At 59.1% G+C, this 23,566-nt stretch carries 36 protein-coding genes; 2 read left to right on the top strand and 34 right to left on the bottom strand.

The window, feature by feature from the left end; all coding sequences use genetic code 11:
- Positions 1-48: 48 nt before the first annotated feature.
- Positions 49-708: a c-type cytochrome gene (locus tag NCT04_RS13250; protein ID WP_250465866.1), complete on the bottom strand. Its 660-nt coding sequence runs from the start codon at positions 706-708 to the stop codon at positions 49-51.
- A gap of 298 nt (positions 709-1,006) precedes the next feature.
- On the opposite strand from NCT04_RS13250, the gene yihA reads away from it, so the two are divergent.
- On the top strand, positions 1,007-1,660 hold the full coding sequence (gene yihA / locus NCT04_RS13255; RefSeq protein ID WP_250465869.1) for a ribosome biogenesis GTP-binding protein YihA/YsxC: 654 nt from the start codon (positions 1,007-1,009) through the stop codon (positions 1,658-1,660).
- Between the two features lie 251 nt (positions 1,661-1,911).
- Positions 1,912-2,910 carry a porphobilinogen synthase gene (gene hemB / locus NCT04_RS13260; protein WP_250465872.1) on the top strand — a complete coding sequence of 333 codons (999 nt, stop codon included), beginning with the start codon at positions 1,912-1,914 and terminating at the stop codon, positions 2,908-2,910.
- Positions 2,911-2,946: 36 nt separating this feature from the next.
- Here the strand turns inward: hemB and dsbD are convergent, their stop codons facing one another.
- The 33 genes from dsbD to fusA form a co-directional block, all read right to left on the bottom strand.
- A complete protein-coding gene (gene dsbD, locus NCT04_RS13265; RefSeq protein WP_250465874.1) occupies positions 2,947-4,785 on the bottom strand; it encodes a protein-disulfide reductase DsbD in 1,839 nt (612 codons plus the stop codon).
- On the bottom strand, positions 4,778-5,110 hold the full coding sequence (cutA, locus tag NCT04_RS13270; RefSeq protein WP_250465876.1) for a divalent-cation tolerance protein CutA: 333 nt from the start codon (positions 5,108-5,110) through the stop codon (positions 4,778-4,780). The genes dsbD and cutA overlap by 8 nt, the downstream gene beginning before the upstream one ends.
- A 149-nt stretch (positions 5,111-5,259) precedes the next feature.
- Positions 5,260-5,655: a 50S ribosomal protein L17 gene (rplQ, locus tag NCT04_RS13275; RefSeq protein ID WP_016346459.1), complete on the bottom strand. Its 396-nt coding sequence runs from the start codon at positions 5,653-5,655 to the stop codon at positions 5,260-5,262.
- 138 nt (positions 5,656-5,793) lie between these two features.
- Positions 5,794-6,771: a DNA-directed RNA polymerase subunit alpha gene (locus NCT04_RS13280; RefSeq protein WP_244826424.1), complete on the bottom strand. Its 978-nt coding sequence runs from the start codon at positions 6,769-6,771 to the stop codon at positions 5,794-5,796.
- Positions 6,772-6,917: 146 nt separating this feature from the next.
- A complete protein-coding gene (rpsD, locus tag NCT04_RS13285) occupies positions 6,918-7,541 on the bottom strand; it encodes a 30S ribosomal protein S4 (protein WP_244826425.1) in 624 nt (207 codons plus the stop codon).
- A 171-nt stretch (positions 7,542-7,712) separates the two neighbouring features.
- Entirely contained in the window at positions 7,713-8,117 is a 405-nt protein-coding gene (gene rpsK, locus NCT04_RS13290) for a 30S ribosomal protein S11 (protein WP_006052224.1), read from the bottom strand.
- A 28-nt stretch (positions 8,118-8,145) separates the two neighbouring features.
- A complete protein-coding gene (rpsM, locus tag NCT04_RS13295) occupies positions 8,146-8,511 on the bottom strand; it encodes a 30S ribosomal protein S13 (RefSeq protein WP_061179113.1) in 366 nt (121 codons plus the stop codon).
- A 42-nt stretch (positions 8,512-8,553) separates the two neighbouring features.
- On the bottom strand, positions 8,554-8,670 hold the full coding sequence (rpmJ, locus tag NCT04_RS13300) for a 50S ribosomal protein L36 (RefSeq protein WP_004199844.1): 117 nt from the start codon (positions 8,668-8,670) through the stop codon (positions 8,554-8,556).
- Between the two features lie 20 nt (positions 8,671-8,690).
- Positions 8,691-8,909: a translation initiation factor IF-1 gene (gene infA, locus NCT04_RS13305; protein ID WP_004521905.1), complete on the bottom strand. Its 219-nt coding sequence runs from the start codon at positions 8,907-8,909 to the stop codon at positions 8,691-8,693.
- An 8-nt stretch (positions 8,910-8,917) separates the two neighbouring features.
- The gene (secY, locus tag NCT04_RS13310; RefSeq protein WP_250465878.1) at positions 8,918-10,264 is read right to left on the bottom strand and encodes a preprotein translocase subunit SecY; all 1,347 of its coding nucleotides are present in this window, start codon (positions 10,262-10,264) and stop codon (positions 8,918-8,920) included.
- Between the two features lie 41 nt (positions 10,265-10,305).
- Positions 10,306-10,740 carry a 50S ribosomal protein L15 gene (rplO, locus tag NCT04_RS13315; RefSeq protein WP_244826427.1) on the bottom strand — a complete coding sequence of 145 codons (435 nt, stop codon included), beginning with the start codon at positions 10,738-10,740 and terminating at the stop codon, positions 10,306-10,308.
- 30 nt (positions 10,741-10,770) lie between these two features.
- On the bottom strand, positions 10,771-10,953 hold the full coding sequence (rpmD, locus tag NCT04_RS13320) for a 50S ribosomal protein L30 (protein ID WP_016346466.1): 183 nt from the start codon (positions 10,951-10,953) through the stop codon (positions 10,771-10,773).
- Positions 10,954-10,967: 14 nt separating this feature from the next.
- Positions 10,968-11,486: a 30S ribosomal protein S5 gene (rpsE, locus tag NCT04_RS13325; RefSeq protein WP_244793886.1), complete on the bottom strand. Its 519-nt coding sequence runs from the start codon at positions 11,484-11,486 to the stop codon at positions 10,968-10,970.
- A gap of 14 nt (positions 11,487-11,500) precedes the next feature.
- Complete coding sequence (gene rplR / locus NCT04_RS13330; RefSeq protein ID WP_035967614.1) at positions 11,501-11,866, bottom strand: 50S ribosomal protein L18; 366 nt, start codon at positions 11,864-11,866, stop codon at positions 11,501-11,503.
- A 12-nt stretch (positions 11,867-11,878) separates the two neighbouring features.
- Positions 11,879-12,412, bottom strand: a complete 534-nt coding sequence (gene rplF, locus NCT04_RS13335) for a 50S ribosomal protein L6 (RefSeq protein WP_244826428.1) — start codon at positions 12,410-12,412, stop codon at positions 11,879-11,881.
- Between the two features lie 19 nt (positions 12,413-12,431).
- Positions 12,432-12,827 carry a 30S ribosomal protein S8 gene (rpsH, locus tag NCT04_RS13340; RefSeq protein ID WP_062638157.1) on the bottom strand — a complete coding sequence of 132 codons (396 nt, stop codon included), beginning with the start codon at positions 12,825-12,827 and terminating at the stop codon, positions 12,432-12,434.
- Positions 12,828-12,841: 14 nt separating this feature from the next.
- Complete coding sequence (gene rpsN / locus NCT04_RS13345; protein WP_244826429.1) at positions 12,842-13,147, bottom strand: 30S ribosomal protein S14; 306 nt, start codon at positions 13,145-13,147, stop codon at positions 12,842-12,844.
- A gap of 7 nt (positions 13,148-13,154) precedes the next feature.
- Entirely contained in the window at positions 13,155-13,694 is a 540-nt protein-coding gene (rplE, locus tag NCT04_RS13350) for a 50S ribosomal protein L5 (protein WP_244826430.1), read from the bottom strand.
- A 14-nt stretch (positions 13,695-13,708) separates the two neighbouring features.
- Positions 13,709-14,017, bottom strand: coding sequence for a 50S ribosomal protein L24 (rplX, locus tag NCT04_RS13355; RefSeq protein WP_244826431.1), 309 nt, complete (start codon positions 14,015-14,017; stop codon positions 13,709-13,711).
- A gap of 9 nt (positions 14,018-14,026) precedes the next feature.
- Positions 14,027-14,395: a 50S ribosomal protein L14 gene (rplN, locus tag NCT04_RS13360; protein ID WP_006998478.1), complete on the bottom strand. Its 369-nt coding sequence runs from the start codon at positions 14,393-14,395 to the stop codon at positions 14,027-14,029.
- Positions 14,396-14,694: 299 nt separating this feature from the next.
- A complete protein-coding gene (gene rpsQ, locus NCT04_RS13365) occupies positions 14,695-14,967 on the bottom strand; it encodes a 30S ribosomal protein S17 (protein ID WP_008343854.1) in 273 nt (90 codons plus the stop codon).
- Positions 14,964-15,158, bottom strand: coding sequence for a 50S ribosomal protein L29 (gene rpmC / locus NCT04_RS13370; protein ID WP_035933103.1), 195 nt, complete (start codon positions 15,156-15,158; stop codon positions 14,964-14,966). Before rpmC ends, rpsQ begins: the two co-directional genes overlap by 4 nt.
- A 10-nt stretch (positions 15,159-15,168) precedes the next feature.
- Entirely contained in the window at positions 15,169-15,585 is a 417-nt protein-coding gene (rplP, locus tag NCT04_RS13375; protein ID WP_061170924.1) for a 50S ribosomal protein L16, read from the bottom strand.
- 2 nt (positions 15,586-15,587) lie between these two features.
- Positions 15,588-16,388, bottom strand: coding sequence for a 30S ribosomal protein S3 (gene rpsC / locus NCT04_RS13380; RefSeq protein WP_244826432.1), 801 nt, complete (start codon positions 16,386-16,388; stop codon positions 15,588-15,590).
- Between the two features lie 11 nt (positions 16,389-16,399).
- Positions 16,400-16,729 (bottom strand): 50S ribosomal protein L22, encoded by a 330-nt coding sequence (gene rplV, locus NCT04_RS13385; RefSeq protein ID WP_011490054.1) that lies wholly within the window; start codon positions 16,727-16,729, stop codon positions 16,400-16,402.
- Between the two features lie 12 nt (positions 16,730-16,741).
- A complete protein-coding gene (rpsS, locus tag NCT04_RS13390) occupies positions 16,742-17,017 on the bottom strand; it encodes a 30S ribosomal protein S19 (protein WP_035506764.1) in 276 nt (91 codons plus the stop codon).
- 10 nt (positions 17,018-17,027) lie between these two features.
- Positions 17,028-17,855, bottom strand: a complete 828-nt coding sequence (gene rplB / locus NCT04_RS13395; protein WP_250465880.1) for a 50S ribosomal protein L2 — start codon at positions 17,853-17,855, stop codon at positions 17,028-17,030.
- A 2-nt stretch (positions 17,856-17,857) separates the two neighbouring features.
- Positions 17,858-18,172 (bottom strand): 50S ribosomal protein L23, encoded by a 315-nt coding sequence (gene rplW, locus NCT04_RS13400; RefSeq protein ID WP_008343846.1) that lies wholly within the window; start codon positions 18,170-18,172, stop codon positions 17,858-17,860.
- Entirely contained in the window at positions 18,169-18,789 is a 621-nt protein-coding gene (gene rplD / locus NCT04_RS13405; RefSeq protein WP_244826434.1) for a 50S ribosomal protein L4, read from the bottom strand. The genes rplW and rplD overlap by 4 nt, the downstream gene beginning before the upstream one ends.
- The gene (gene rplC, locus NCT04_RS13410; RefSeq protein WP_244826435.1) at positions 18,789-19,448 is read right to left on the bottom strand and encodes a 50S ribosomal protein L3; all 660 of its coding nucleotides are present in this window, start codon (positions 19,446-19,448) and stop codon (positions 18,789-18,791) included. Before rplC ends, rplD begins: the two co-directional genes overlap by 1 nt.
- 185 nt (positions 19,449-19,633) lie before the next feature.
- The gene (gene rpsJ, locus NCT04_RS13415; RefSeq protein ID WP_006998489.1) at positions 19,634-19,945 is read right to left on the bottom strand and encodes a 30S ribosomal protein S10; all 312 of its coding nucleotides are present in this window, start codon (positions 19,943-19,945) and stop codon (positions 19,634-19,636) included.
- Positions 19,946-20,082: 137 nt separating this feature from the next.
- Positions 20,083-21,273: an elongation factor Tu gene (gene tuf, locus NCT04_RS13420; protein WP_090541958.1), complete on the bottom strand. Its 1,191-nt coding sequence runs from the start codon at positions 21,271-21,273 to the stop codon at positions 20,083-20,085.
- Positions 21,274-21,338: 65 nt separating this feature from the next.
- A complete protein-coding gene (fusA, locus tag NCT04_RS13425) occupies positions 21,339-23,441 on the bottom strand; it encodes an elongation factor G (RefSeq protein WP_244826436.1) in 2,103 nt (700 codons plus the stop codon).
- Positions 23,442-23,566 lie beyond the last annotated feature (125 nt).

Below are 23,566 nucleotides of genomic sequence, written 5' to 3' on the forward strand. Positions count from 1 at the left end.
ATCGACGATTACCGGGTTCGATGCCGAAGAACACATGCCCTGCCCGGATCAATGCAAACCGGCGATGTAATCCGCCACCGCTTTCATCTCCGTTTCGCTCAAACGGGAGGAGATGGCATGCATGGGCTCGCTATTGTTACGCGTGCCTTGCGCGAATGCATTCAACTGCGCCACCGTGTAATCGCCCCACTGCCACGACAGCCGCGGATATTGCACCGGGATACCCATGCCTGTAGCGCCGTGGCACGCCGCGCACGCCGGCACACCCTTGTCCGCGATGCCGCCGCGATAAATCTTCTGCCCGAGCACAACGTCGTTCTTGTCGCGCGCAAAGTTGGGCTTGGCCTTCTGCGACGTAAAGTATGCGGCGACGTTGATCATGTCCTGATCCGACAACGCGCCCGCAATGCCCGCCATGATCGGATTGTTACGCGCCGGCGCCTTGGCTCCCGGCTGCGTCTTGTAATCCTTCAACTGCTTGACGATGTATTCGGCGTGCTGGCCCGCGAGCTTGGGAAACGCCGCGCCAGCGCTGTTGCCATCCGCCGCATGACACGCCGCGCACACCTGGGTTGCAATGGCCTGACCTCGGGCCACATCCGGCTTTGCCGGTTGCGCGGGCTCCGCCGCGTTTGCTGATGCTGTTATCAATCCACCGAAAGCCGCCGCTGCCTGAATCAACATCAGAGACCTGTACAGTCGGTTCATTCGCGTACCCTGTTTTTCGTCTTGTGAGAATGTGAGGTTCTGCAAAAAACGACGGCGGCAAACCGGGAACGGCCACAACATGACCCGAACGAAAGGGCTCAAAAGACGCCCTTAAAACTGTCTCGCTCCATTGTGGGTGCGCTTGCAACCCGGGTCTTCCGTGCCCGTGCGGATCTTTAAAAAACCGTCGTATTGTACAATAACCCGCTACACGCAAAGACGCCAGTCGGGGCATGCCCAGTATTTGCCGGGTTCTCAAGGCTTCATGTTTTCGCAGCTCTCTCAGTCGACCCGCCAAATGCCATTTCTGCTCCATCAAGCTCGCTTCTTCACCACTGTCAATCACCTTCGTGATCTGCCGCCGACGCCGCAACCTGAAATCGCTTTCGGCGGCCGTTCTAACGCAGGCAAGTCCACTGCGATCAATGTGCTCTGTAATCAGAAGCGGCTCGCGTTCGCCAGCAAGACGCCCGGACGCACGCAGCACATCAACTACTTCTCCGTCGGGCCTGAAGACGAACCGACCGGCTTTCTGGTCGACCTTCCGGGTTACGGCTATGCCGAAGTACCCGGCGCCGCGAAGGCGCACTGGCAGCAATTGCTTTCGACGTATCTGCAAAGCCGCGCTCAATTGCGCGGCATGATCCTGATGATGGACTCGCGTCGTCCGCTCACCGAGCTCGACCAGATCATGATCGACTGGTTCGCGCCCACCGGTAAGCCCATTCACGCGCTGCTCACCAAATGCGACAAATTGACGCGACAGGAGATGACCAACGCCCTGCGCGCGACGAAAAAAGCATTCGGCGAGTACAAGGATGCGGGCTATCGCGGTGAATTGAGCGTGCAGCTTTTTTCAGCGCTCAAGCGCACGGGACTGGAAGAAGCGCATGAGCTTATTGAAGGCTGGCTCGCGCCTAAGCAAGCGGCTTCGGAAGACTTCGCGGAGTGAAAATTATCGCGTGCGGCATGAAAAAAACCCGCCGCATGACGGCGGGTTAACAGCCTGATCGATAACGACAGGCACCCGCTCAGGGAGGAGAAGCGGGGAGTTCAGCGCGAAGCGCCTTACTCGATCGGTATGATATACCATTGTCTCAAAACGTTTCCGGACCGCTCCGAGCGCTTGCCCGGCAAGGCTTCGAGCATATTCGAAGCGCGTTTTCATCCTCGTCCCCGAAGCACTTCAAACCGAGCCAAGTCATGAGTTTCTATCCCCATCATCGCCCGCGCCGCATGCGCCGCGATGACTTCTCACGCCGTCTGATGCGCGAGAACATCCTCACCACGAACGATCTGATTTATCCCGTGTTCATCGTCGAAGGCACCAACGTGCGGCATGCCGTGCCGTCGATGCCCGGCGTCGAGCGCACGTCCGTCGACTTGTTGATGAGCGTGGCCGAGCAGTGCGTCGAACTGGGCGTGCCCGTGATCTCGCTCTTTCCGGCAATCGAACCGTCGCTGAAAACACCGGATGGACGCGAGGCGATCAATCCCGAAGGTCTGATTCCGCGTGCCGTGCGCGAACTGAAGAAGAACTTCCCGACGCTCGGCGTGCTCACCGATGTCGCGCTCGATCCGTACACGAGTCACGGCCAGGACGGCGTGCTCGATGAAGAAGGCTACGTGAAGAACGACGAAACGAGCGAGATTCTCGTCGATCAGGCGCGCACCCAGGCAGAAGCAGGCGTGGATATCGTGGCGCCGTCGGACATGATGGACGGGCGCATCGGCGCCATCCGCGAGATGCTGGAAAGCGACGACCACATCCACACGCGCATCATGGCTTACGCGGCGAAATTCGCATCGGCGTTCTACGGCCCGTTCCGCGATGCCGTCGGCTCCGCCGCGAATCTCGGCAAGGGCAACAAGATGACGTATCAAATGGACCCGGCGAACTCTGATGAAGCGATGCGCGAAGTGCGCATGGACATCGAGGAAGGCGCGGACATGGTGATGGTCAAGCCCGGCATGCCGTATCTCGACATCGTGCGGCGCGTGAAGGACGAGTTCCGCTTTCCGACGTACGCCTATCAGGTGAGCGGCGAGTACGCGATGATCAAGGCCGCCGCGCAAAACGGCTGGCTCGATCACGACAAGACGATGATGGAAGCGCTGCTCGCGTTCAAACGCGCGGGCGCGGATGGCGTCTTGACCTATTTCGCGCTGGATGCCGCGAAGATTTTGCGGGCGTCGAAGTAAGTCGTTTCAGGGCGGTGCGCAATGCATCGCCCTTCGTCATCCGTTCGCCGGACTGACTTTATCGAGGCTTTTCAAAAACGTATCCGCCGATTCATAGCCAACCACGCGCGCGACCTCGTTGCCTTGCGCATCGAAGAAGATGATGCCGGGCGGGCCGAACAGCTTGAAGCGCTTGAGCAAGGTCTGATCATCGGTGTTGTTCGCGGTCACGTCCGCACGCAACAGATTGAGTTGCGCGAGACGCGCCTGAACGCGGGCGTCGGAGAAAGTCAGGTTCTCCATTTCCTTGCAGGACACGCACCAGTCGGCGTAAAAGTCGAGCATGGCAGGACGTGCCGCCGATTTCACTGCCGAATCCAGTTCCGTCGATGACTTGACCGGCGCGAAGATCGGCCCCGATGCTCGTGCCGTCGCGCCTGCATTGCTGCCGCCGCGCGCGGCTAGTACGGCTAGCGGGCGCAACGCATCCGTCGATCCCGCGGCAAGACCGACCAGCAACGCCGCCGCCCAGATGGCAAACGCGGCGCCCAGGCCGCGCCCCAGCCGCTTCCAGACGTTGACCGGCGCGATCGCGCCCGACGCAAATAGGCCGAGCGATGCCGCCGCGACCAGCAGCCAAAGCGCGGCCAGCAACATTTGCGCGACGCCACCGATGACCGGCCACACGATCCACAAAGCGGCCGCAAGCAACGCGACGCCGAAAAACACCTTCACGCCGTCCATCCAGGCGCCCGCTCGCGGCAGCACCGACCCCGCGCCGAGACCGATGATCAGCAACGGCACGCCAAGCCCGATACCCATGGCGAACAGCGCGGCCCCGCCGAGCACGGCGTCGCCCGTGTGCGCGACAAACGCGAGCACGGCGAAAAGCGGCGCGGTCATGCACGCGCCGACGACGAGCGCCGACAAGGCGCCCATCACGGCGACCGCCGCGAACTTACCGCCGCCGCGTTTCTGAGACGCCTCGTTGACGCCGCTTTGCCAGCGCTCCGGCAACGCGATATCGACTCCCGAGATCAGCGCGATCGCGAAAACCGCGAGCAGGATGCCGAACGCGCCCAGCACCCACGGGTTTTGCAGCCACGCGCCGAGGCTTTGACCGACGAGCGCCGCGGCAATCCCAAGCGCGGTATAGACAAGCGCCATGCCGACGACGTACGACACCGACAGCGCAAAACCACGCGTGCGCGTAACGCGCGCGCCTTCGCCGACGATGATCGCGGAAAGAATCGGGATCATCGGATACGAGCAAGGCAACAAGCTCAACACCATGCCCGCCAGAAAGTACAAGCCGACCACAGCGAAGAAGCCGCCGCCTTCGAGCATCGATTGCGCGTAGTCGGCGCTCGTCGCGCGTTCGAACCAGGATTGGGACGACGCAGTGTTTGTCGCTGGAGACGTCGCAGAACTGGCACTCGCAGCTTGCAACGCGTCGCCCTTGACGCGATAAACGCGCTCCATCGGCGGATAGCAGATGCCCTGATCCGCGCAACCTTGCGACGTAACCGATAGCTCGAACGGCCCCTTTGCCTGAGTCACCGGGATGCGGATGAGTAGTTCGCCGCGATAGGTTTCGACGTCCTTGTTAAATGTCTGGTCGAAATGAACCTTGCCGGCGGGCAGTTGCGCCGCGCCGATAATTGCCTCGCCGCTTTTGACCGCGAAGGCAAAGCGCTCGCGATACATGTAGTAGCCGTCGGCGATCTTATAACGCACGTCCACTTCGCCCGGCTGTTCGGACGCACTGAACTGGAAGGCGACGGCGGGATCGAGGAAGTCGTCTGCGGCGTGCGCGGCGTTTATCGCCAAAGGCAGAAAGGCGAGCGTCGCGGCCATCATCAGCCAACGCAAAACGAGACGAGGAAGATCAAACATGAAGAGGACGCTGCGTTTCTGCATTGACCCATTGTCCATATCCCGGCGATGCATCGGCCTGCCAGACAAGAATTTCGGGCGTTTCATAAGGATGCGCCGCCGCGACGAAGCGCTGCAATTCGGCGCTGCACGCAAGGCTCGTCTTGAAGAGCAACTGCACTTCCCGCGATGTTTCCAGTGCGCCCTTCCAGTGATATTGCGATTGCACTTCGCCGAGCCTCGTCACGCACGCAGCCAGGCGCGCCTCGAGCACCGCTTGCGCCAACTTGTCGGCAGCGTGTGCATCCGGAACGGTGGTCAGCATAAGGACGACAGGGAAATTCACTTCGGGCTCCGGTGCGGCGCGGTGCGTGAGACTTGTGGATCGGGCCTTATCGTAGCACTCCGCTCACTTCGACGACCGCAACGACTCCGAAGCCCACAATGCAAAAAGGCCAAGCTACGCTTGACCTTTTCGTTCACCACCAACCGAATTTATTCAGCTTCCTGAACTTCTTCGGTTTCTTCGACTTCCGGGCGGTCCATCAGTTGAACCAGCGCCATCGGTGCGTTGTCGCCAACACGGAAACCAAACTTCAGGATGCTGAGGTAGCCACCCGGACGGCTTGCGTAACGCGGGCCGAGGACGTCGAACAGCTTTGCGACGGAGTCACGATCGCGCAGGCGATTGAAAGCCAGACGACGATTTGCCAGCGACGGCTTCTTGCCGAGCGTGATGAGGGGCTCGACGACCTTGCGCAGTTCCTTGGCTTTCGGCAGCGTCGTCTTGATGACTTCGTGCTCGATCAGCGAGTTCGACATATTACGGAGCATTGCCAGACGGTGGCTGCTCGTGCGGTTCAGTTTCCGCAAACCATGCTTATGGCGCATTTCAGTTCCTTAAACGAGTTTTGATCCAGCTCTTCTATTGCGCTCTAAAGTGGCGCACGGGCCGGTCGAAGAAAAAGCAAGACGCGGATTTTAAAGCAAAATCCGCGTCTTTGCCAGTAACGCGATTGACTCTTGCGCTTACTTGTCGAGACCAGCCGGCGGCCAGTTTTCGAGCTTCATGCCGAGCGTCAGACCGCGCGAAGCCAAGACTTCCTTGATTTCGTTCAGTGACTTGCGGCCCAGATTCGGCGTCTTCAGCAGTTCGTTTTCCGTACGCTGGATAAGATCGCCGATGTAGTAGATGTTTTCGGCCTTCAGACAGTTCGCCGAGCGAACCGTGAGTTCCAGGTCATCCACCGGGCGCAGCAGGATCGGATCGATCTGCGGCGCACGCGACGGCGCTTCCGCTGCCGCTTCCGTGCCTTCCAGCGCTGCGAAGACCGACAACTGATCGACCAGAATGCGCGCCGATTGACGGATCGCTTCCTCCGGCGAGATCACGCCGTTGGTTTCGATGTTCATCACGAGCTTGTCGAGGTCGGTACGCTGTTCGACACGCGCGCTTTCCACGGCATAGCTCACGCGGCGAACCGGCGAGAACGACGCGTCAAGCACGATACGACCGATGATCTTGGCCGATTCCTCGCCATAACGACGCACGTTGCCCGGCACGTAGCCACGGCCCTTTTCAATCTTGATCTGGACGTCGAGCTTGCCGCCCTTCGAAAGGTGGGCAATCACGTGACCGGGATTGATGACCTCGCAATCATGCGCGAGTTCGATATCGCCAGCCGTGACAAGGCCTTCGCCTTCCTTGCGCAGCGTCACCGTGACTTCGTCGCGGTTATGCAGCTTGAAGACGACGCCCTTCAGGTTCAACAGCAGGTTGACCACATCCTCTTGCACACCGTCGAGCGTCGAGTATTCGTGCACTACGCCTGCGATCGTCACTTCGGTCGGCGCGTAGCCCACCATCGACGACAACAGCACGCGCCGAAGCGCGTTGCCCAAGGTGTGGCCATAGCCGCGTTCGAACGGCTCCATAACCACTTTCGCATGGCTCTCGCCAAGCGATTCAACTGCAATGATCTTGGGCTTCAACAAACTGGTTTGCATAGGTTTTCCTTTTCAATACCCTCGGCTCGTTACACCGATAAGGCTGACCGGTAACAACCTGAAAAAAACAGCCGAGGCCGCCCTCTTGCCACCGGCAATCAGGGTCCCCGGCTGCCAATCCGGTTACCGCGCGATTAACCGCGCGATTAACGCGAATACAATTCGACGATCAGGCTTTCGTTGATGTCGCCAGCGATATCGCTGCGTTCCGGCATCGACTTGAACGTTCCTTCGAACTTCTTGGCGTCGACCGACACCCAGCTCGGCATACCGCCTTGCTCGGCGAGCGACAGCGCTTCGACGATACGAGCCTGCTTGCGCGACTGCTCACGCACGGAGATGACGTCGCCCGACTTCACTTGCAGCGACGGGATGTTCGCAACTTGGCCGTTCACGACGATCGACTTGTGGCTCACGAGCTGACGTGCTTCAGCGCGCGTCGAGCCGAAGCCCATGCGATAAACGACGTTGTCCAGGCGCGATTCGAGTAATTGCAGCAGGTTCTCGCCCGTCGGACCCTTGCGGCGGTCGGCTTCAGCGAAGTAGCGGCGGAACTGACGCTCGAGCACGCCATAGATACGCTTCACTTTTTGCTTTTCGCGCAACTGGGTGCCGTAGTCGGACGTACGTGCGCCCGAAATGCGGCCATGTTGACCAGGCTTGCTGTCGAGCTTGCACTTGTCGGCGAGCGAGCGGCGTGCGCTCTTCAGGAACAGATCGGTGCCTTCACGGCGGGACAGCTTGGCTTTGGGACCGGTATAGCGTGCCACTTTGAATCCTTAAAAATTGATCACGCAAACTTTCGTCTGCGCTAGTTCGAACCCTATAGGCCGAACGGTGGGCTTAGTGAAATGCGCGAAGCAGATGCATAACGCACGAAGCCCGCCGACGCTTTCGCATCGACAGGAAACATGCGGTCGCGAATCAACTGATGCGCGACGTTAGATACGACGACGCTTCGGCGGACGGCAGCCGTTGTGCGGGACCGGCGTCACGTCGGAGATCGCGGTGATCTTGATGCCAAGACCATGCAGCGCGCGCACCGCCGACTCACGGCCAGGGCCGGGGCCCTTGATCCGCACTTCGAGGTTCTTCACGCCGTATTCCATTGCCACGCGGCCAGCCGATTCTGCTGCAACCTGAGCTGCGAAAGGCGTCGACTTACGCGAGCCCTTGAAACCCTGGCCGCCCGAGGTCGCCCATGCCAGCGCGTTACCTTGACGATCGGTGATCGTGATAATGGTGTTGTTGAACGACGCGTGAACGTGAACCACGCCCTCGGCGACGTTCTTCTTGACCTTCTTGCGAACGCGTTGCGCCGCGGAGTTGTTCGAAGCCTTAGCCATTACGTTTTCCTGTAACTGTCAGTTCCGCTTACTTCTTCAGCGATTGCGCTGCACGACGCGGACCCTTGCGAGTACGGGCGTTGGTGCGCGTGCGCTGGCCACGCAGGGGCAGACCCTTGCGATGACGCATGCCGCGGTAGCAACCCAAGTCCATCAGGCGCTTGATGTTCATCGTCACTTCACGGCGCAGATCGCCTTCGACGATGAACTTGCCCACTTCGTCACGCAGCTTTTCGAGGTCTGCGTCGGTGAGGTCCTTGACCTTCTTCGAAAATTCCACACCAGCAGCACTGCAAATGCCGCGGGAACGCGTGCGACCAATGCCGAAGATTGCCGTCAGGCCGATCTCGGTATGCTGGTGATTCGGGATGTTAACCCCTGCGATACGAGCCATTGTTTTTCCTCAAACAAAAAGCGCAAGCAAAAAGCGCGGCGTTCAGCCTTGACGCTGTTTGTGGCGCGGATCAGAGCTGCAAATCACGCGCACAACGCCCTTGCGCTTAATGATCTTGCAATTGCGGCAAATGCGCTTAACCGATGCCATCACTTTCATGATATTACCCTTTTTTCAAATCACTTCGCCCGGAACACGATCCGTGCACGAGACAGATCGTAAGGCGTCAATTCAACCGTAACCTTGTCGCCCGGTAGGATACGGATGTAGTGCATCCGCATCTTTCCGGATATGTGTCCCAGGACGACATGGCCATTTTCCAATTTCACCCGGAAAGTAGCGTTGGGGAGGTTTTCAATGACCTCGCCCTGCATCTGGATTACATCGTCTTTGGCCATAGTCCTAACTAGCGCATCGGGACGTTGCCGCCCTTGAAGTTTGCCTTCTTGAGCAGCGATTCATATTGTTGCGACATAACGTACGACTGCACCTGAGCCATGAAGTCCATCGTGACGACGACGATGATCAGCAGCGACGTTCCACCAAAATAAAACGGCACGTTCCAGCGCAACACCAGAAACTCAGGCAACAAGCACACAAACACGATGTAGATCGCACCGGCCAGCGTCAGACGCGTGAGGATGCGGTCGATGTACCGTGCAGTCTGATCGCCCGGACGAATACCCGGAACGAACGCACCGCTCTTCTTCAAGTTGTCGGCGGTTTCCCTGCTGTTGAACACCAACGCGGTGTAGAAGAAGCAGAAGAACACGATAGCCAACGCATACAACAGCACGTACACAGGTTGACCGGGCTTGAGGGCTTCAGCCACGCTGTGCAACGTGTTCGCGAACCAGCCGGTACGCGTTCCCGAACTGAACCAGTTCAGGATGGTTGCCGGGAAGAGAATGATCGACGACGCGAAGATCGGCGGAATCACACCCGACATGTTCAGCTTCAGCGGCAGATGTGACGACTGTCCGCCGTAAATCTTGTTACCGACCTGGCGCTTCGCATAGTTCACGAGGATCTTGCGCTGACCGCGTTCGATGAACACGACCAGATACGTAACCGCCGCGATCAACGCGACGATGATGATCGCCGAGATGATGCTCATCGAACCGGTGCGAACCAGCTCGAACAGACCGCCGATTGCATTCGGAAAGCCTGCCGCGATACCACCGAAAATGATGATCGAGATGCCGTTGCCAAGACCGCGCTCCGTGATCTGCTCACCAAGCCACATCAGGAACATCGTGCCCGTCACCAGCGTGACCACCGTCGTCAGCCGGAACACCATGCCGGGATCCAGTACCAGGCCGGGCTGATTTTCCAGCGCCACCGCGATACCGAAAGCCTGGAAGGTTGCCAGAACCACCGTGAAGATCCGCGTGTACTGCGTGATCTTTCGTTGACCTGCCTGTCCTTCCTTCTTCAACGCCTCCATTTGCGGCGACACGATCGACAACAACTGCATGATGATCGAGGCCGAAATGTAGGGCATGATGCCCAACGCGAAAATCGTGAATCGTGACAGCGCGCCACCCGAGAACATGTTGAACATGCCAAGGATGCCGCCCGACTGGCTTTGGAACAACTTCGCCAGCTGATCCGGATCGATGCCGGGAACCGGAATATGCGCACCAATGCGGTAGACAACCAACGCCAGCAGCAGGAACACTGCACGCCGACGCAGATCGCCAAATTTCGCCGCGCTTCGACCGGGTTTTGCGAGACTCGGGCTGTTAGCCAAGAACCTTCTCCGATGCTAGTGCTAGTAACGGCGAAATCGCGTTACTCGGCGAACGAGCCGCCAGCGGCTTCGATTGCTGCACGGGCGCCCTTCGTTGCCGTCAGACCCTTCACCGTGACCTTGCGGGTGATCTCGCCGGTCTTGATGATCTTCGCGCTCTTGATGAGCTCGCCGACCAGACCCGCTTGCTTCAAAGCCAACAGATCGATTTCGTCGACCGGCAGCTTCTCGAGATCAGCCAGGCGCACTTGACCGACGAATTCCTTCGTCAGCGAAGTGAAGCCGCGCTTCGGCAGACGACGCTGCAGAGGCATCTGACCGCCTTCGAAGCCGACTTTGTGAAAGCCGCCCGAACGCGATTTCTGACCCTTGTGGCCGCGACCTGCAGTCTTGCCGAGGCCCGAACCGATGCCGCGACCGACGCGACGCTTAGCGTGCTTCGCGCCTTCTGCCGGCTTCAGGTTATTCAATTCCATGTTCAACTCCTTGGATCCTAGTCGGCGGCCTTAGCCGATGACCTTAACGAGGTACGAAACCTTGTTGATCATCCCGCGCACTGCCGGCGTGTCCTGCAGCTCGCTCACCGAGTTGAGGCGACGCAGGCCGAGGCCACGCACCGTAGCGCGGTGCGTTTCGCGGGTCCCGATCAGGCTCTTGACGAGCTGAATCTTGACAGTTTTCTCAGACATGATGACCTCGAGGCTTAGCCCAAAATATCTTCGACGGACTTGCCGCGCTTCGCCGCGATGTCGCCCGGCGTGGACTGCTTACGCAGACCGTCGAGCGTTGCACGAACGAGATTGTACGGGTTCGTCGAACCGTGGCTCTTGGCCACCACGTTCTGCACGCCCATCACGTCGAACACTGCGCGCATCGGGCCGCCTGCGATCACGCCAGTACCGTCCTTCGCCGGAGCGAGGAGGACTGCGGAAGCGCCATGCTTACCGTGCACTTCGTGTTGCAACGTACCGTTCTTGAGCGGCACCTTGAACATGTTGCGGCGGGCTTGCTCCATTGCCTTTTGAACGGCGACCGGAACTTCCTTCGCTTTGCCCTTGCCCATGCCGACGCGGCCATCGCCGTCGCCAACCACGGTCAGTGCGGCGAAACCGAGAATCCGGCCACCCTTCACGACCTTGGTCACGCGGTTGACCGAAATCATCTTTTCGCGCAGGCCGTCGTCGCGTTCGTCAGCCTGAACTTTCGCTTGCATCTTTGCCATGACGAATTCTTCCCTTAGAACTTGAGCCCGGCTTCGCGCGCGGCATCAGCCAGCGCTTTCACGCGGCCGTGGTAGCGGAAACCCGAGCGGTCAAAGGCGACGGATTCGATGCCGGCAGCCTTCGCCTTCTCGGCAATACGCTTGCCGATCAGGGTTGCAGCGTTGATGTTGCCGCCCTTGCCCGACTTGTCAGCCAGTTCAGCGCGCACTTCGGCTTCCAGCGTCGAGGCGCTTGCAAGCACCTTCGTGCCGCATGCCGAGAACACTTGCGCGTAGATATGCGTATTCGTGCGATGCACGGCGAGACGCGCGACCTGCAGCTCAGCGATCTTGATACGCGTCTGACGAGCGCGGCGCAGGCGAGATTGAGTCTTATCCATGATTGCGCACCCTTACTTCTTCTTCGTTTCTTTGAGGATCACGACCTCGTCGGCATAACGCACGCCCTTGCCCTTATAGGGCTCCGGCGGACGATAGCCACGAACTTCCGCCGCGACTTGGCCGACTTTCTGCTTGTCGATCCCCTTGATCACGATTTCGGTCTGCGTCGGGGTTTCAGCCTTGACGCCTTCCGGCATCTGGTGCACCACGGGGTGCGAGAAACCCAGCGACAGATTCAGCTTGTCGCCTTGCGCTTGTGCACGATAACCGACGCCAACCAGCGTCAGCTTGCGTTCGAAACCCTTGGTGACGCCATGCACCATGTTCGCCACCAGGGCGCGCATCGTGCCGGACATCGCGTTCGCTTCGCGGCTTTCGTCAGCCGGCGCGAAATTCAACGTACCGTTGTCGTTCGCCACGCTCACCAGCGGATTACCCGCTTGCGAGATCGTGCCGAGCGGACCCTTGACGGTGATGACGTCGCCCTTGACGGCCACTTCGGCGCCTTGCGGCAACGCGATCGGGCTCTTACCTACTCGAGACATGTTTCTTCTCCCTTCGGCGTTAAGCGACGTAGCAGATGACTTCGCCACCGACGCCGGTCTGGCGCGCCTTGCGGTCAGTCATCACACCCTTCGGCGTCGAGACGATTGCAACGCCCAGGCCATTCATCACCTGAGGAATGTCGTTGCGACCGCGGTACACGCGCAGACCAGGCTTCGAGACGCGCTCGAGGCGCTCGATAACCGGACGGCCAGCGTAGTACTTCAACGCGATGTTCAATTCCGACTTCGCACCTTCAGCCTTCACTGCGAAATCGTCGATATAACCTTCGTCCTTCAAAACCTGCGCAATCGCAACCTTGACTTTCGACGAGGGCATAGTCACCGAAACCTTCTCGACCATCTGCGCATTGCGGATGCGAGTCAGCATATCGGCGATAGGATCACTCATGCTCATTTATGTTTCTCCTATTACCAGCTCGCCTTGGTGAGGCCAGGGATTTCACCGCGGAATGCGATTTCGCGGATCTTGCTACGCGCGAGTCCGAACTTGCGGAACGTGCCGCGAGGACGACCCGTGATCGCGCAGCGGTTACGCTTGCGAGTGGGGTTCGAGTTACGCGGCAATTGTTGCAGCGCGAGACGGGCGATATAGCGTTCTTCGTCCGACTTGCTTGCGTCGTCGATCACAGCCTTCAGCTCAGCACGCTTCGGAGCGTACTTGGCTGCGAGGCGTGCGCGCTTCTTTTCACGTTCGATCAGTGCCAGTTTAGCCACGGTAACCTCAGTTTCTGAACGGGAACTTGAAGCCGGCGAGCAGCGCCTTTGCTTCGTCGTCACTCTTCGCGGTGGTCGTGATGCTGATGTTCAGCCCACGCAGCGCGTCGATCTTGTCGTAGTCAATTTCGGGGAAAATGATCTGCTCTTTCACACCGATGTTGTAGTTACCACGACCGTCGAATGCACGGCCCGAGACGCCACGGAAGTCGCGCACACGGGGGAGCGCAACCGTCACGAAGCGGTCCAGGAATTCGTACATGGCTTGACCGCGCAGCGTGACCATCGCGCCGATCGGGTAGCCTTGACGAATCTTGAAGCCCGCGATTGCCTTGCGCGCCTTCGTGATAACCGGCTTTTGGCCAGCGATCTTCGTCAGGTCGCCCACGGCGTTTTCGATAATCTTCTTGTCAGCGACCGCTTCGCCAAGACCCATGTTGAGGGTGATCTTGGTGATGCGCGGCACTTCCATGATGGACTTGTAGCCGAACTTTTCAACCAGTTGCGGCACAACCGTTTCTTTGTAAATTTCTTGCAGACGAGCCATTTTTTAACTCCGCGTCAGGCGTTAAGCGTGGCGCCGGTCGACTTCAAGAAGCGAACCTTCTTTCCATCTTCGACCTTGATGCCCACACGCGACGCCTTGCCATTCGCGTCGACCAATGCGACGTTCGAAATATGCAGCGGCATCGTTTTGGCTTCCACACCGCCCGTCGTACCCTTCATCGGGTTCGGCTTCACATGCTTCTTGACGAGGTTGATACCCTCGACCGTGACATGCTCTTCCGCAACGACCAGCACGGTACCGCGCTTGCCTTTGTCCTTGCCGGTAGTGACGATAACTTCGTCACCCTTGCGAATCTTGTTCATCGCGACTCCTTACAGCACTTCCGGCGCGAGCGAAACGATCTTCATGAATCGTTCGCTACGCAGTTCACGCGTCACCGGCCCGAAAATACGCGTGCCGATCGGCTCGAGCTTCGTGTTCAACAGTACGGCGGCATTGCCGTCGAACTTGATGAGCGAGCCATCCTGGCGACGCACGCCTTTGGCCGTGCGAACGACCACGGCGTTATAAATTTCGCCCTTCTTTACGCGTCCGCGCGGCGTCGCTTCCTTGACGGTCACCTTGATGATGTCGCCAATGCTAGCGTAACGACGCTTCGAACCGCCGAGCACCTTGATGCACATGACTTCACGCGCACCCGTGTTGTCGGCCACTTCAAGCCGAGTTTCGGTCTGGATCATGGTTTATCTTTCCCAACTTAATCCGGTCACACCACCATGGCGCATCCGGTCAGTCTTGGTCCCGTCAGCCAATCGGCTGCTTGGGTTAGAACAGGCAGCGAGGGCAGACGAAACCCGCCATCGCAATCCGGTGAATCTGTCGACTCAGGCTGGCGCCTGAACCGGCTTCCCCCACCAGTTTCGCCCGCGACGGGGCTCCCACAAAGAGGGAAGACCGAGATTATAACAAATAATCTCGGTCTTGCAAGCGAAACTTACTGCGACACTAGTTACTGCATCGCGGCACTACAACTACAGACTTAGATCACGCGCGCCGCTTCAACCAACTTCGATACAACCCAAGCCTTGGTTTTCGAAATCGGACGAGTTTCCTGGATTTCGACGAGATCGCCTTCGTTGTACGTATTGGCGTCATCATGCGCGTGGTACTTCTTCGAACGCACGACGTACTTGCCGTAGATCGGATGCTTCACGCGGTGCTCGACCAGAACGGTGACCGTCTTGTCCATCTTGTTGCTGACGACCTTGCCGACCAGCGTCCGCTTGAGCGAGGTTTTTACGCTATCGTTCATTTCTGGTTCGCCTTCTCAGTCAGGACGGTCCGCACACGTGCGATGTCGCGACGAACCTTCTTCAGCTGGCTCGTGTTCGTGAGCTGCTGGGTCGCGAGTTGCATGCGCAGGCCGAATTGCGCCTTCAGCAGGTCCGTCAGCTCTTTGTTGAGCGCGGCCTGGTCTTTCTGGTGAAGTTCAGATGCCTTCATCATTTACTCCTTAGGCGCCGAGCTGACGCACGACGAAGTACGTCTTGAGCGGCAGCTTGGCTGCAGCCAGACGGAACGCTTCGCGCGCCAGTTCTTCGGTGACACCGTCCATTTCGTACAGCATCTTGCCCGGTTGAATTTCAGCGACGTAGTACTCCGGGTTACCCTTACCATTACCCATACGTACTTCTGCCGGCTTCTGCGAAATCGGCTTGTCCGGGAAAATGCGGATCCAGATCCGGCCACCACGCTTGATGTGACGCGTCATTGCACGACGCGCGGCTTCGATTTGACGCGCGGTCAAACGGCCGCGACCGATAGCCTTCAGACCGTATTCACCGAACGACACCGCGTTGCCGCGCGTCGCCTTGCCGGTGTTACGACCTTTCTGCTCTTTGCGATACTTTCTGCGTTTCGGTTGCAGCATCGTTATTCTCCACTCTTCGCGTCACCGCCAGCGCCGCCACGACGGGGACCGCCGCGACGAGCACCTGCCGGAGCGCCTTCGCCATCACGGCGCGGACGGCGATCGCCACCCGGACGTGCGTTGCGGCGCGGACGCTTGTCTTCCGCCACTTCTTCCACCACCGGCGCTTCATTACGGCCCAGCGTGTCGCCCTTGTAGACCCACACCTTCACGCCGATGATGCCGTACGTGGTTTTCGCTTCCGACGTTGCGTAGTCGATATCGGCACGCAGCGTATGGAGGGGCACGCGACCTTCGCGATACCACTCGGTACGAGCGATTTCGATACCGTTAAGACGGCCCGCGCTCATGATCTTGATACCTTGCGCGCCAAGGCGCATGGCATTCTGCATCGCACGCTTCATCGCGCGACGGAACATGATCCGGCGTTCGAGCTGTTGCGTGATCGAGTCAGCGATCAGCTGAGCATCGGTTTCCGGCTTGCGAATTTCTTCGATGTTGACGTGAACCGGAACGCCCATGCGCTTCTGCAGTTCAGCCTTCAACAGTTCGATGTCTTCGCCCTTCTTGCCGATGACCACGCCCGGACGCGAGCTGTAAATCGTGATGCGCGCGTTCTTTGCCGGACGCTCGATGATGACGCGACCAACCGAAGCGTTCTTCAGCTTCTTCTTCAGGTACTCACGAACACCGATGTCTTCCTGGAGCATCGCCGCGAAGTTGCTGTTGTTCGCATACCAGCGCGAAGCCCAGTTGCGGCTGACGGCCAAACGGAAGCCAGTCGGATGAATTTTTTGTCCCATCGTATGGCTCCTTAATTCCCGACCGTCACAGTGATGTGACAGGATTGCTTCTCGATGCGGTTACCACGACCCTTAGCGCGTGCGGTAAAACGCTTCAACGAAGCAGCCTTGTCGATATAGATGCTCGTGATCTTGAGCTCATCGATATCGGCGCCTTCGTTGTGTTCCGCATTCGCGATCGCAGACAGCACGACCTTCTTGACGATACCCGCCGCCTTCTTCGGCGAGAACGTCAGAACGTTCAGCGCCTTGTCGACCGGCAAACCACGAATCTGGTCAGCCACAAGGCGCGTTTTCTGCGCCGAGATGCGGGCACCGCGATGAATTGCTTTCACTTCCATCTTGATAGCCCCTTATTTCTTGGCCTTCTTGTCGGCCGCGTGACCCTTGAACGTACGGGTCAATGCGAACTCGCCAAGCTTGTGGCCGACCATGTTTTCCGTGACATACACCGGAACGTGCTGACGGCCGTTGTGAACAGCGATCGTCAGACCGATGAAGTCCGGGAGAATCGTCGAGCGACGCGACCAGGTCTTGATCGGCTTCTTGTCGCGCGTAGCTGCAGCCGACTCAACTTTCTTCAGCAAATGAGCGTCGCAGAACGGACCTTTTTTAGCAGAACGTGTCATTGCCTACTCCTTAACGCTTGTGACGGCGCTGGACGATCATCGTCGTCGTGCGCTTGTTGCTACGGGTGCGATAACCCTTAGTCGGCGTGCCCCACGGGCTCACCGGATCGCGACCTGCAGCCGTCTTGCCTTCACCACCGCCGTGCGGGTGATCGACCGGGTTCATTGCAACGCCGCGCACCGTCGGACGGATACCACGCCAGCGGTTCGCGCCAGCCTTACCGATTTGACGGAGGCTATGCTCTTCGTTGCCCACTTCACCGATCGTTGCGCGGCACTCGACGTGCACGCGGCGGATTTCGCCCGAACGCAGACGAACCTGCGCGTAGACGCCTTCGCGCGCCAGCAGCATCGCGGACGTACCAGCCGAACGCGCGATTTGCGCACCCTTGCCCGGCAGCATTTCGATGCAGTGGATCGTGGTACCGACCGGAATGTTGCGGATCGGCAGCGTGTTGCCTGCGCGGATCGGCGCTTCCGAACCGGACATGAGCTGCGTACCAACGACCACGCCCTTCGGCGCGATGATGTAGCGACGCTCACCGTCTGCGTAAAGAACCAGCGCGATGTTCGCGCTACGGTTCGGGTCGTACTCGAGACGCTCGACCTTTGCCGGAATGCCGTCCTTGTTGCGACGGAAGTCGACGATACGGTAGTGCTGCTTATGACCACCGCCCTTATGACGCGTGGTGATGCGGCCGTTGTTGTTACGGCCGGCGGTCACGGACTGCGAATCGAGCAGCGCCGCAAACGGCTTGCCCTTATGCAGATCCTTGTTGACCACCTTGACCATCGCGCGGCGACCCGGCGAAGTCGGCTTAACTTTAACGATTGCCATGATTACTTGGCCTCCGCTTCAAAGTTGATTTCCTGGCCGGGCTTCAAGCAGACGTACGCCTTCTTCACGTCCTTGCGCTTGCCGTTGAAGCGGCCAAAGCGCTTGGCTTTACCCTTCGTGACGAGCACGTTGACGGAATTGACTTCGACCTTGAACAGCAGCTCGACAGCAGCCTTTACTTCCTGCTTCGTGGCGTCCGGGGCGACTTCGAACACGACTTGTTCGTTCTTGTCGGCCACCAGCGTCGCCTTTTCGGAGATCACCGGCGCGAGCAGAACTTGCATCAAACGATGATCGTTTTTGCGAATCTCGCTCATGACAGCAACTCCTCGATCTGAGCGACCGCAGCCTTCGTGATCAGAATCTTCTTGAAGTAGATCAGCGAGAGCGGGTCGGCGTAACGCGGCTCGACAACGGCCACGTGGGCCAGATTGCGCGACGCGAGGTACAGGTTCTCGTCGACCGTATCGGTGATGACCAACACGGAATCGAGACCCATCGCCTTGAATTTATCGGCCAACAGCTTGGTCTTCGGCGCTTCAAGCGCGAGGTCTTCGACCACCGAGATACGGCCTTCGCGAGCCAATTGCGAGAAGATCGAGCAGAGACCTGCGCGATGCATCTTCTTGTTGACCTTGTGCGAGAAGTTTTCTTCCGGCGAATTCGGGAAGATACGACCACCGCCACGCCACAACGGGCTCGACGACATACCGGCACGAGCGCGACCCGTACCTTTTTGACGCCACGGCTTTTTGGTGGTGTGCTTGACCTGCTCACGATCCTTCTGAGCGCGGTTGCCGCTACGTGCATTGGCTTGATAAGCCACGACGACCTGGTGAATCAGGGCTTCGTTGTAATCGCGACCGAACACGACGTCCGATGCGTTCACGCCAGCAGCTTCCTGACCATTGGCATTCAGGAGCTTAAGTTCCATTATTTCGCTCCTTTCACAGCACGCGTCTTGACGGCCGGCGTCACGAATACCTTGCCGCCCTTCGCACCCGGAACCGCGCCGCGAACCAGCAGCAGATTGCGGTCGGCGTCGATGCGAGCGATTTCGAGATTCTGAACCGTGACGGTTTCGTCACCGAGGTGACCCGTCATGCGCTTACCCGGGAACACACGACCCGGATCCTGCGCCATACCGATCGAACCCGGAACGTTGTGCGAACGCGAGTTACCGTGCGAGGCACGACCTGAGGCGAAGTTGTAACGCTTGATGGTACCGGCGTAGCCCTTACCAATCGACGTACCTTGCACGTCGACCTTCTGGCCAACTTCGAAAATGTCCGTACCGATCACAGCGCCGTTCGCCAATTCGGCGGCCTTCGCGGATTCGATCTGGAATTCTTTGAGGATTTCACCAGCTTGAACGCCGGCTTTGGCGAGGTGACCCGCCAGCGGCTTCGTCACGCGCGATGCGCGGCGAGCACCGAATGCAACCTGAACGGCGGTATAACCATCCGTTTCAACGGTCTTGATCTGCGTCACGCGGTTGTCCGACACGTCCAGCACGGTGACGGGAATCGAGTCCCCTTCAGGCGTGAAGATACGGGTCATGCCAACCTTGCGACCTACGAGTCCAAGGCTCATCGTTTTCTCCATTCCCGACTGCGATTGGTCGGGGCTGATTACAAAATGTCCACTTCGTTACGAGAAACTGGGCGGACTTTTTTGCGCAAGTGCGCGAAAAGCCTTGGAGTATAACAAGGCTTTTCGTTTTCTGCAAGCAATCAAAGACTTAGCTTCACCCGAAAACCCGGTGAAGCTCTAGAGGCTTACTGCAGCTTGATTTCGACGTCGACGCCAGCCGGCAGGTCGAGCTTCATCAGCGCGTCGACCGTCTTGTCGGTCGGATCGACGATGTCCATCAGGCGCTGATGCGTACGGATTTCGAGCTGATCGCGCGACGTCTTGTTGACGTGCGGCGAACGCAGAATGTCAAAGCGCTGAATGCGCGTCGGCAGCGGCACCGGGCCACGGACGATTGCACCAGTCCGTTTCGCCGTATCGACGATTTCGGCTGCCGATTGATCGATCAGGCGATAGTCGAATGCTTTCAGACGGATACGGATTTTTTGGTTCTGCATGACGATTCCTTAAAAGAGCGAGGCGATGTTGCACCGCCGATTTGGCAAAAGAGCGAGAGACCGGGCATTCGCTTGGTGCGAACACCCGGCCTCGGTCACGTTACTTCAGTACTGCAACGACAGGTGAGCCCGAGATTTTACTCGATAATCTTGGCAACCACACCTGCGCCGACGGTACGGCCGCCTTCGCGGATAGCGAAGCGCAGACCTTCTTCCATGGCGATCGGTGCAATCAGCTTCACCGTGATCGACACGTTGTCGCCCGGCATCACCATTTCCTTGTCCTTCGGCAGCTCGATCGAGCCCGTCACGTCCGTCGTACGGAAGTAGAACTGCGGACGGTAGTTGTTGAAGAACGGCGTGTGGCGGCCGCCTTCGTCCTTGCTCAGCACGTACACTTCGGCCGTGAAGTGCGTGTGCGGCGTGATCGAACCCGGCTTGGCCAGAACCTGGCCACGCTCCACGTCTTCACGCTTCGTGCCGCGCAGCAGGATACCGACGTTGTCGCCCGCTTGACCTTGGTCCAGCAGCTTGCGGAACATTTCCACGCCCGTGCAAGTCGTCTTCACCGTCGGCTTGATACCGACGATTTCGATTTCCTCGCCAACCTTCACCACGCCGCGCTCCACGCGACCCGTCACCACCGTGCCGCGACCCGAGATCGAGAACACATCTTCCACCGGCATCAGGAAGGCGCCGTCCACTGCGCGCTCCGGCGTCGGGATGTACGTGTCCAGCGCGTCGGCCAGATTCATGATCGCCACTTCGCCCAGCTCGCCCGTGTCGCCTTCCAGCGCCAGCTTGGCCGAGCCCTTGATGATCGGCGTGTCGTCGCCCGGAAAGTCGTACTTCGACAGAAGCTCGCGCACTTCCATTTCGACGAGTTCGAGCAGCTCGGCGTCGTCCACCATGTCGCACTTGTTCAGGAACACGATGATGTAAGGCACGCCGACCTGACGCGCCAACAGGATGTGCTCACGCGTTTGCGGCATCGGGCCGTCAGCGGCCGAGCACACCAGGATTGCGCCGTCCATCTGCGCTGCGCCCGTGATCATGTTCTTCACATAGTCAGCGTGGCCCGGGCAATCGACGTGTGCGTAGTGGCGGTTAGCCGTTTCGTACTCGACGTGCGCGGTGTTGATGGTGATACCACGTGCCTTTTCTTCCGGCGCTGCATCGATCTGGTCGTATGCTTTCGCTTCGCCGCCGAACTTCTTGGTCAGCACCGTCGTGATCGCTGCCGTCAGCGTGGTCTTGCCGTGGTCAACGTGACCGATCGTGCCCACGTTCACGTGCGGCTTGGTCCGCTCGAATTTACCTTTTGCCATGATTACCTTCTTTCAGAGATTGTTTATCGGTTAAAGCTTATGGCTCGCCGAATGACTTGCAGGGCTTACTTGCCCTTGGCGTTGATGATCGCTTCGGCAACGTTACGCGGAGCTTCAGCATAGTGCTTGAATTCCATCGTGTACGTAGCACGGCCTTGCGACAGCGAGCGCAGCGAGGTCGAGTAGCCGAACATTTCCGACAGCGGTACTTCGGCGCGAACGATCTTGCCGCCGCCGATCATGTCTTCCATGCCCTGGACGATACCGCGACGGCCCGACAAGTCGCCCATCACGTTGCCCATGTAATCTTCCGGCGTTTCGACTTCCACGGCCATCATCGGTTCGAGGATGACCGGGCTTGCCTTGCGCATTGCTTCCTTGAAGGCCATCGAACCGGCCATGCGGAACGCGTTTTCGTTCGAGTCGACGTCGTGGTACGAACCGAACGTCAGGTGAACCTTCACGTCGACGACCGGGAAGCCAGCGAGCACGCCCGACTTCAGCGTTTCCTGGATACCCTTGTCCACCGCCGGGATGTATTCGCGCGGAATCACACCGCCCTTGATCTCGTCCAGGAACTCGTAGCCCTTGCCCTGCTCGTTCGGCTCGAGCGTGATGACCGCGTGACCATACTGGCCGCGACCACCCGACTGCTTGACGAACTTGCCGTCGACATCGGCAGCCGTCGCGCGGATCGTTTCGCGGTACGCAACCTGCGGCTTGCCGACGGTTGCTTCAACGCCGAATTCACGCTTCATCCGGTCGACCAGAATTTCGAGGTGGAGCTCGCCCATACCCGAGATGATGGTCTGGCCCGACTCTTCGTCCGTTTGAACGCGGAACGACGGATCTTCTTGAGCCAGACGGTTCAGCGCCAGACCCATCTTTTCCTGGTCGGGCTTCGTCTTCGGCTCAACTGCCTGCGAAATCACCGGCTCCGGGAAAATCATGCGTTCGAGCACGATCGGGCTCTGCGGGTCGCACAGCGTGTCGCCCGTGGTCGCTTCCTTCAGGCCCACGGCTGCCGCGATGTCGCCTGCGCGCACTTCCTTGATTTCTTCGCGCTGGTTCGCGTGCATCTGCAGAATACGACCCAGACGTTCCTTCTTGTCCTTGGTCGCGTTCAGCACGGTGTCACCCGAATTGACCACACCCGAATACACACGGAAGAAGATCAGCTGACCGACGAACGGGTCGGTCATGATCTTGAATGCCAGCGACGAGAATTTTTCGTCGTCGGCAGCACGGCGCTCGCCCTTCTCACCGTTTTCGAGTTCACCCGTAACCGGCGGAATGTCGACCGGCGACGGCAGGAAGTCGATCACGGCGTCTAGCATGCGCTGCACGCCCTTGTTCTTGAACGCGGTGCCGCACAGCATCGGCTGAATTTCGCACGCGATGGTCCGGTCGCGGATCGCCTTGACGATTTCCGCTTCGGTCAGCTCTTCGCCGCCGAGGTACTTTTCCATCAGTTCTTCGCTGGCTTCGGCAGCCGACTCGATCATCTTCTCGCGCCACTCGTTGCACGTGTCGACGAGTTCAGCGGGGATGTCGACGTAGTCGAACTTCGTGCCCTGGGACGCTTCGTCCCAAATGATCGCCTTCATCTTGAGAAGGTCGACCACGCCCTTGAAGTTTTCTTCCGAGCCGATCGGCACGACGACGGGAACCGGGTTCGCCTTCAGACGCGTCTTCAACTGGTCATAGACCTTGAAGAAGTTTGCGCCAGTGCGGTCCATCTTGTTGACGAACGCGAGACGCGGAACCTTGTACTTGTTAGCCTGACGCCACACGGTTTCCGACTGCGGCTGCACGCCGCCCACTGCACAGTAGACCATGCACGCGCCGTCGAGGACGCGCATCGAGCGCTCCACTTCGATCGTGAAGTCGACGTGCCCCGGGGTATCGATGATGTTGATGCGGTGCTCGGGATAGTTGCCGCCCATGCCCTTCCAGAAGGCCGTGGTAGCAGCCGACGTGATGGTGATGCCGCGCTCCTGCTCCTGCTCCATCCAGTCCATCGTTGCAGCGCCGTCGTGAACTTCGCCGATCTTGTGGTTCACGCCCGTGTAAAACAGGATGCGCTCGGTCGTCGTCGTTTTGCCGGCGTCGATGTGAGCGCTAATACCGATGTTGCGGTAGCGCTCGATAGGTGTCTTGCGAGCCACTTTGGATCCTTTTTTGGTCGACCCGCCGACTCGATCTATAACGAGCCGGCAGCGTCCTAACACAAACGGGCGAGGCGCCTGGAGTAGCGCACCCGCCCTTATTTTTCCGTTTGCCCTACGAGCGG

This window comes from Caballeronia sp. GAFFF2, assembly GCF_023631485.1.
Lineage (GTDB): Bacteria > Pseudomonadota > Gammaproteobacteria > Burkholderiales > Burkholderiaceae > Caballeronia.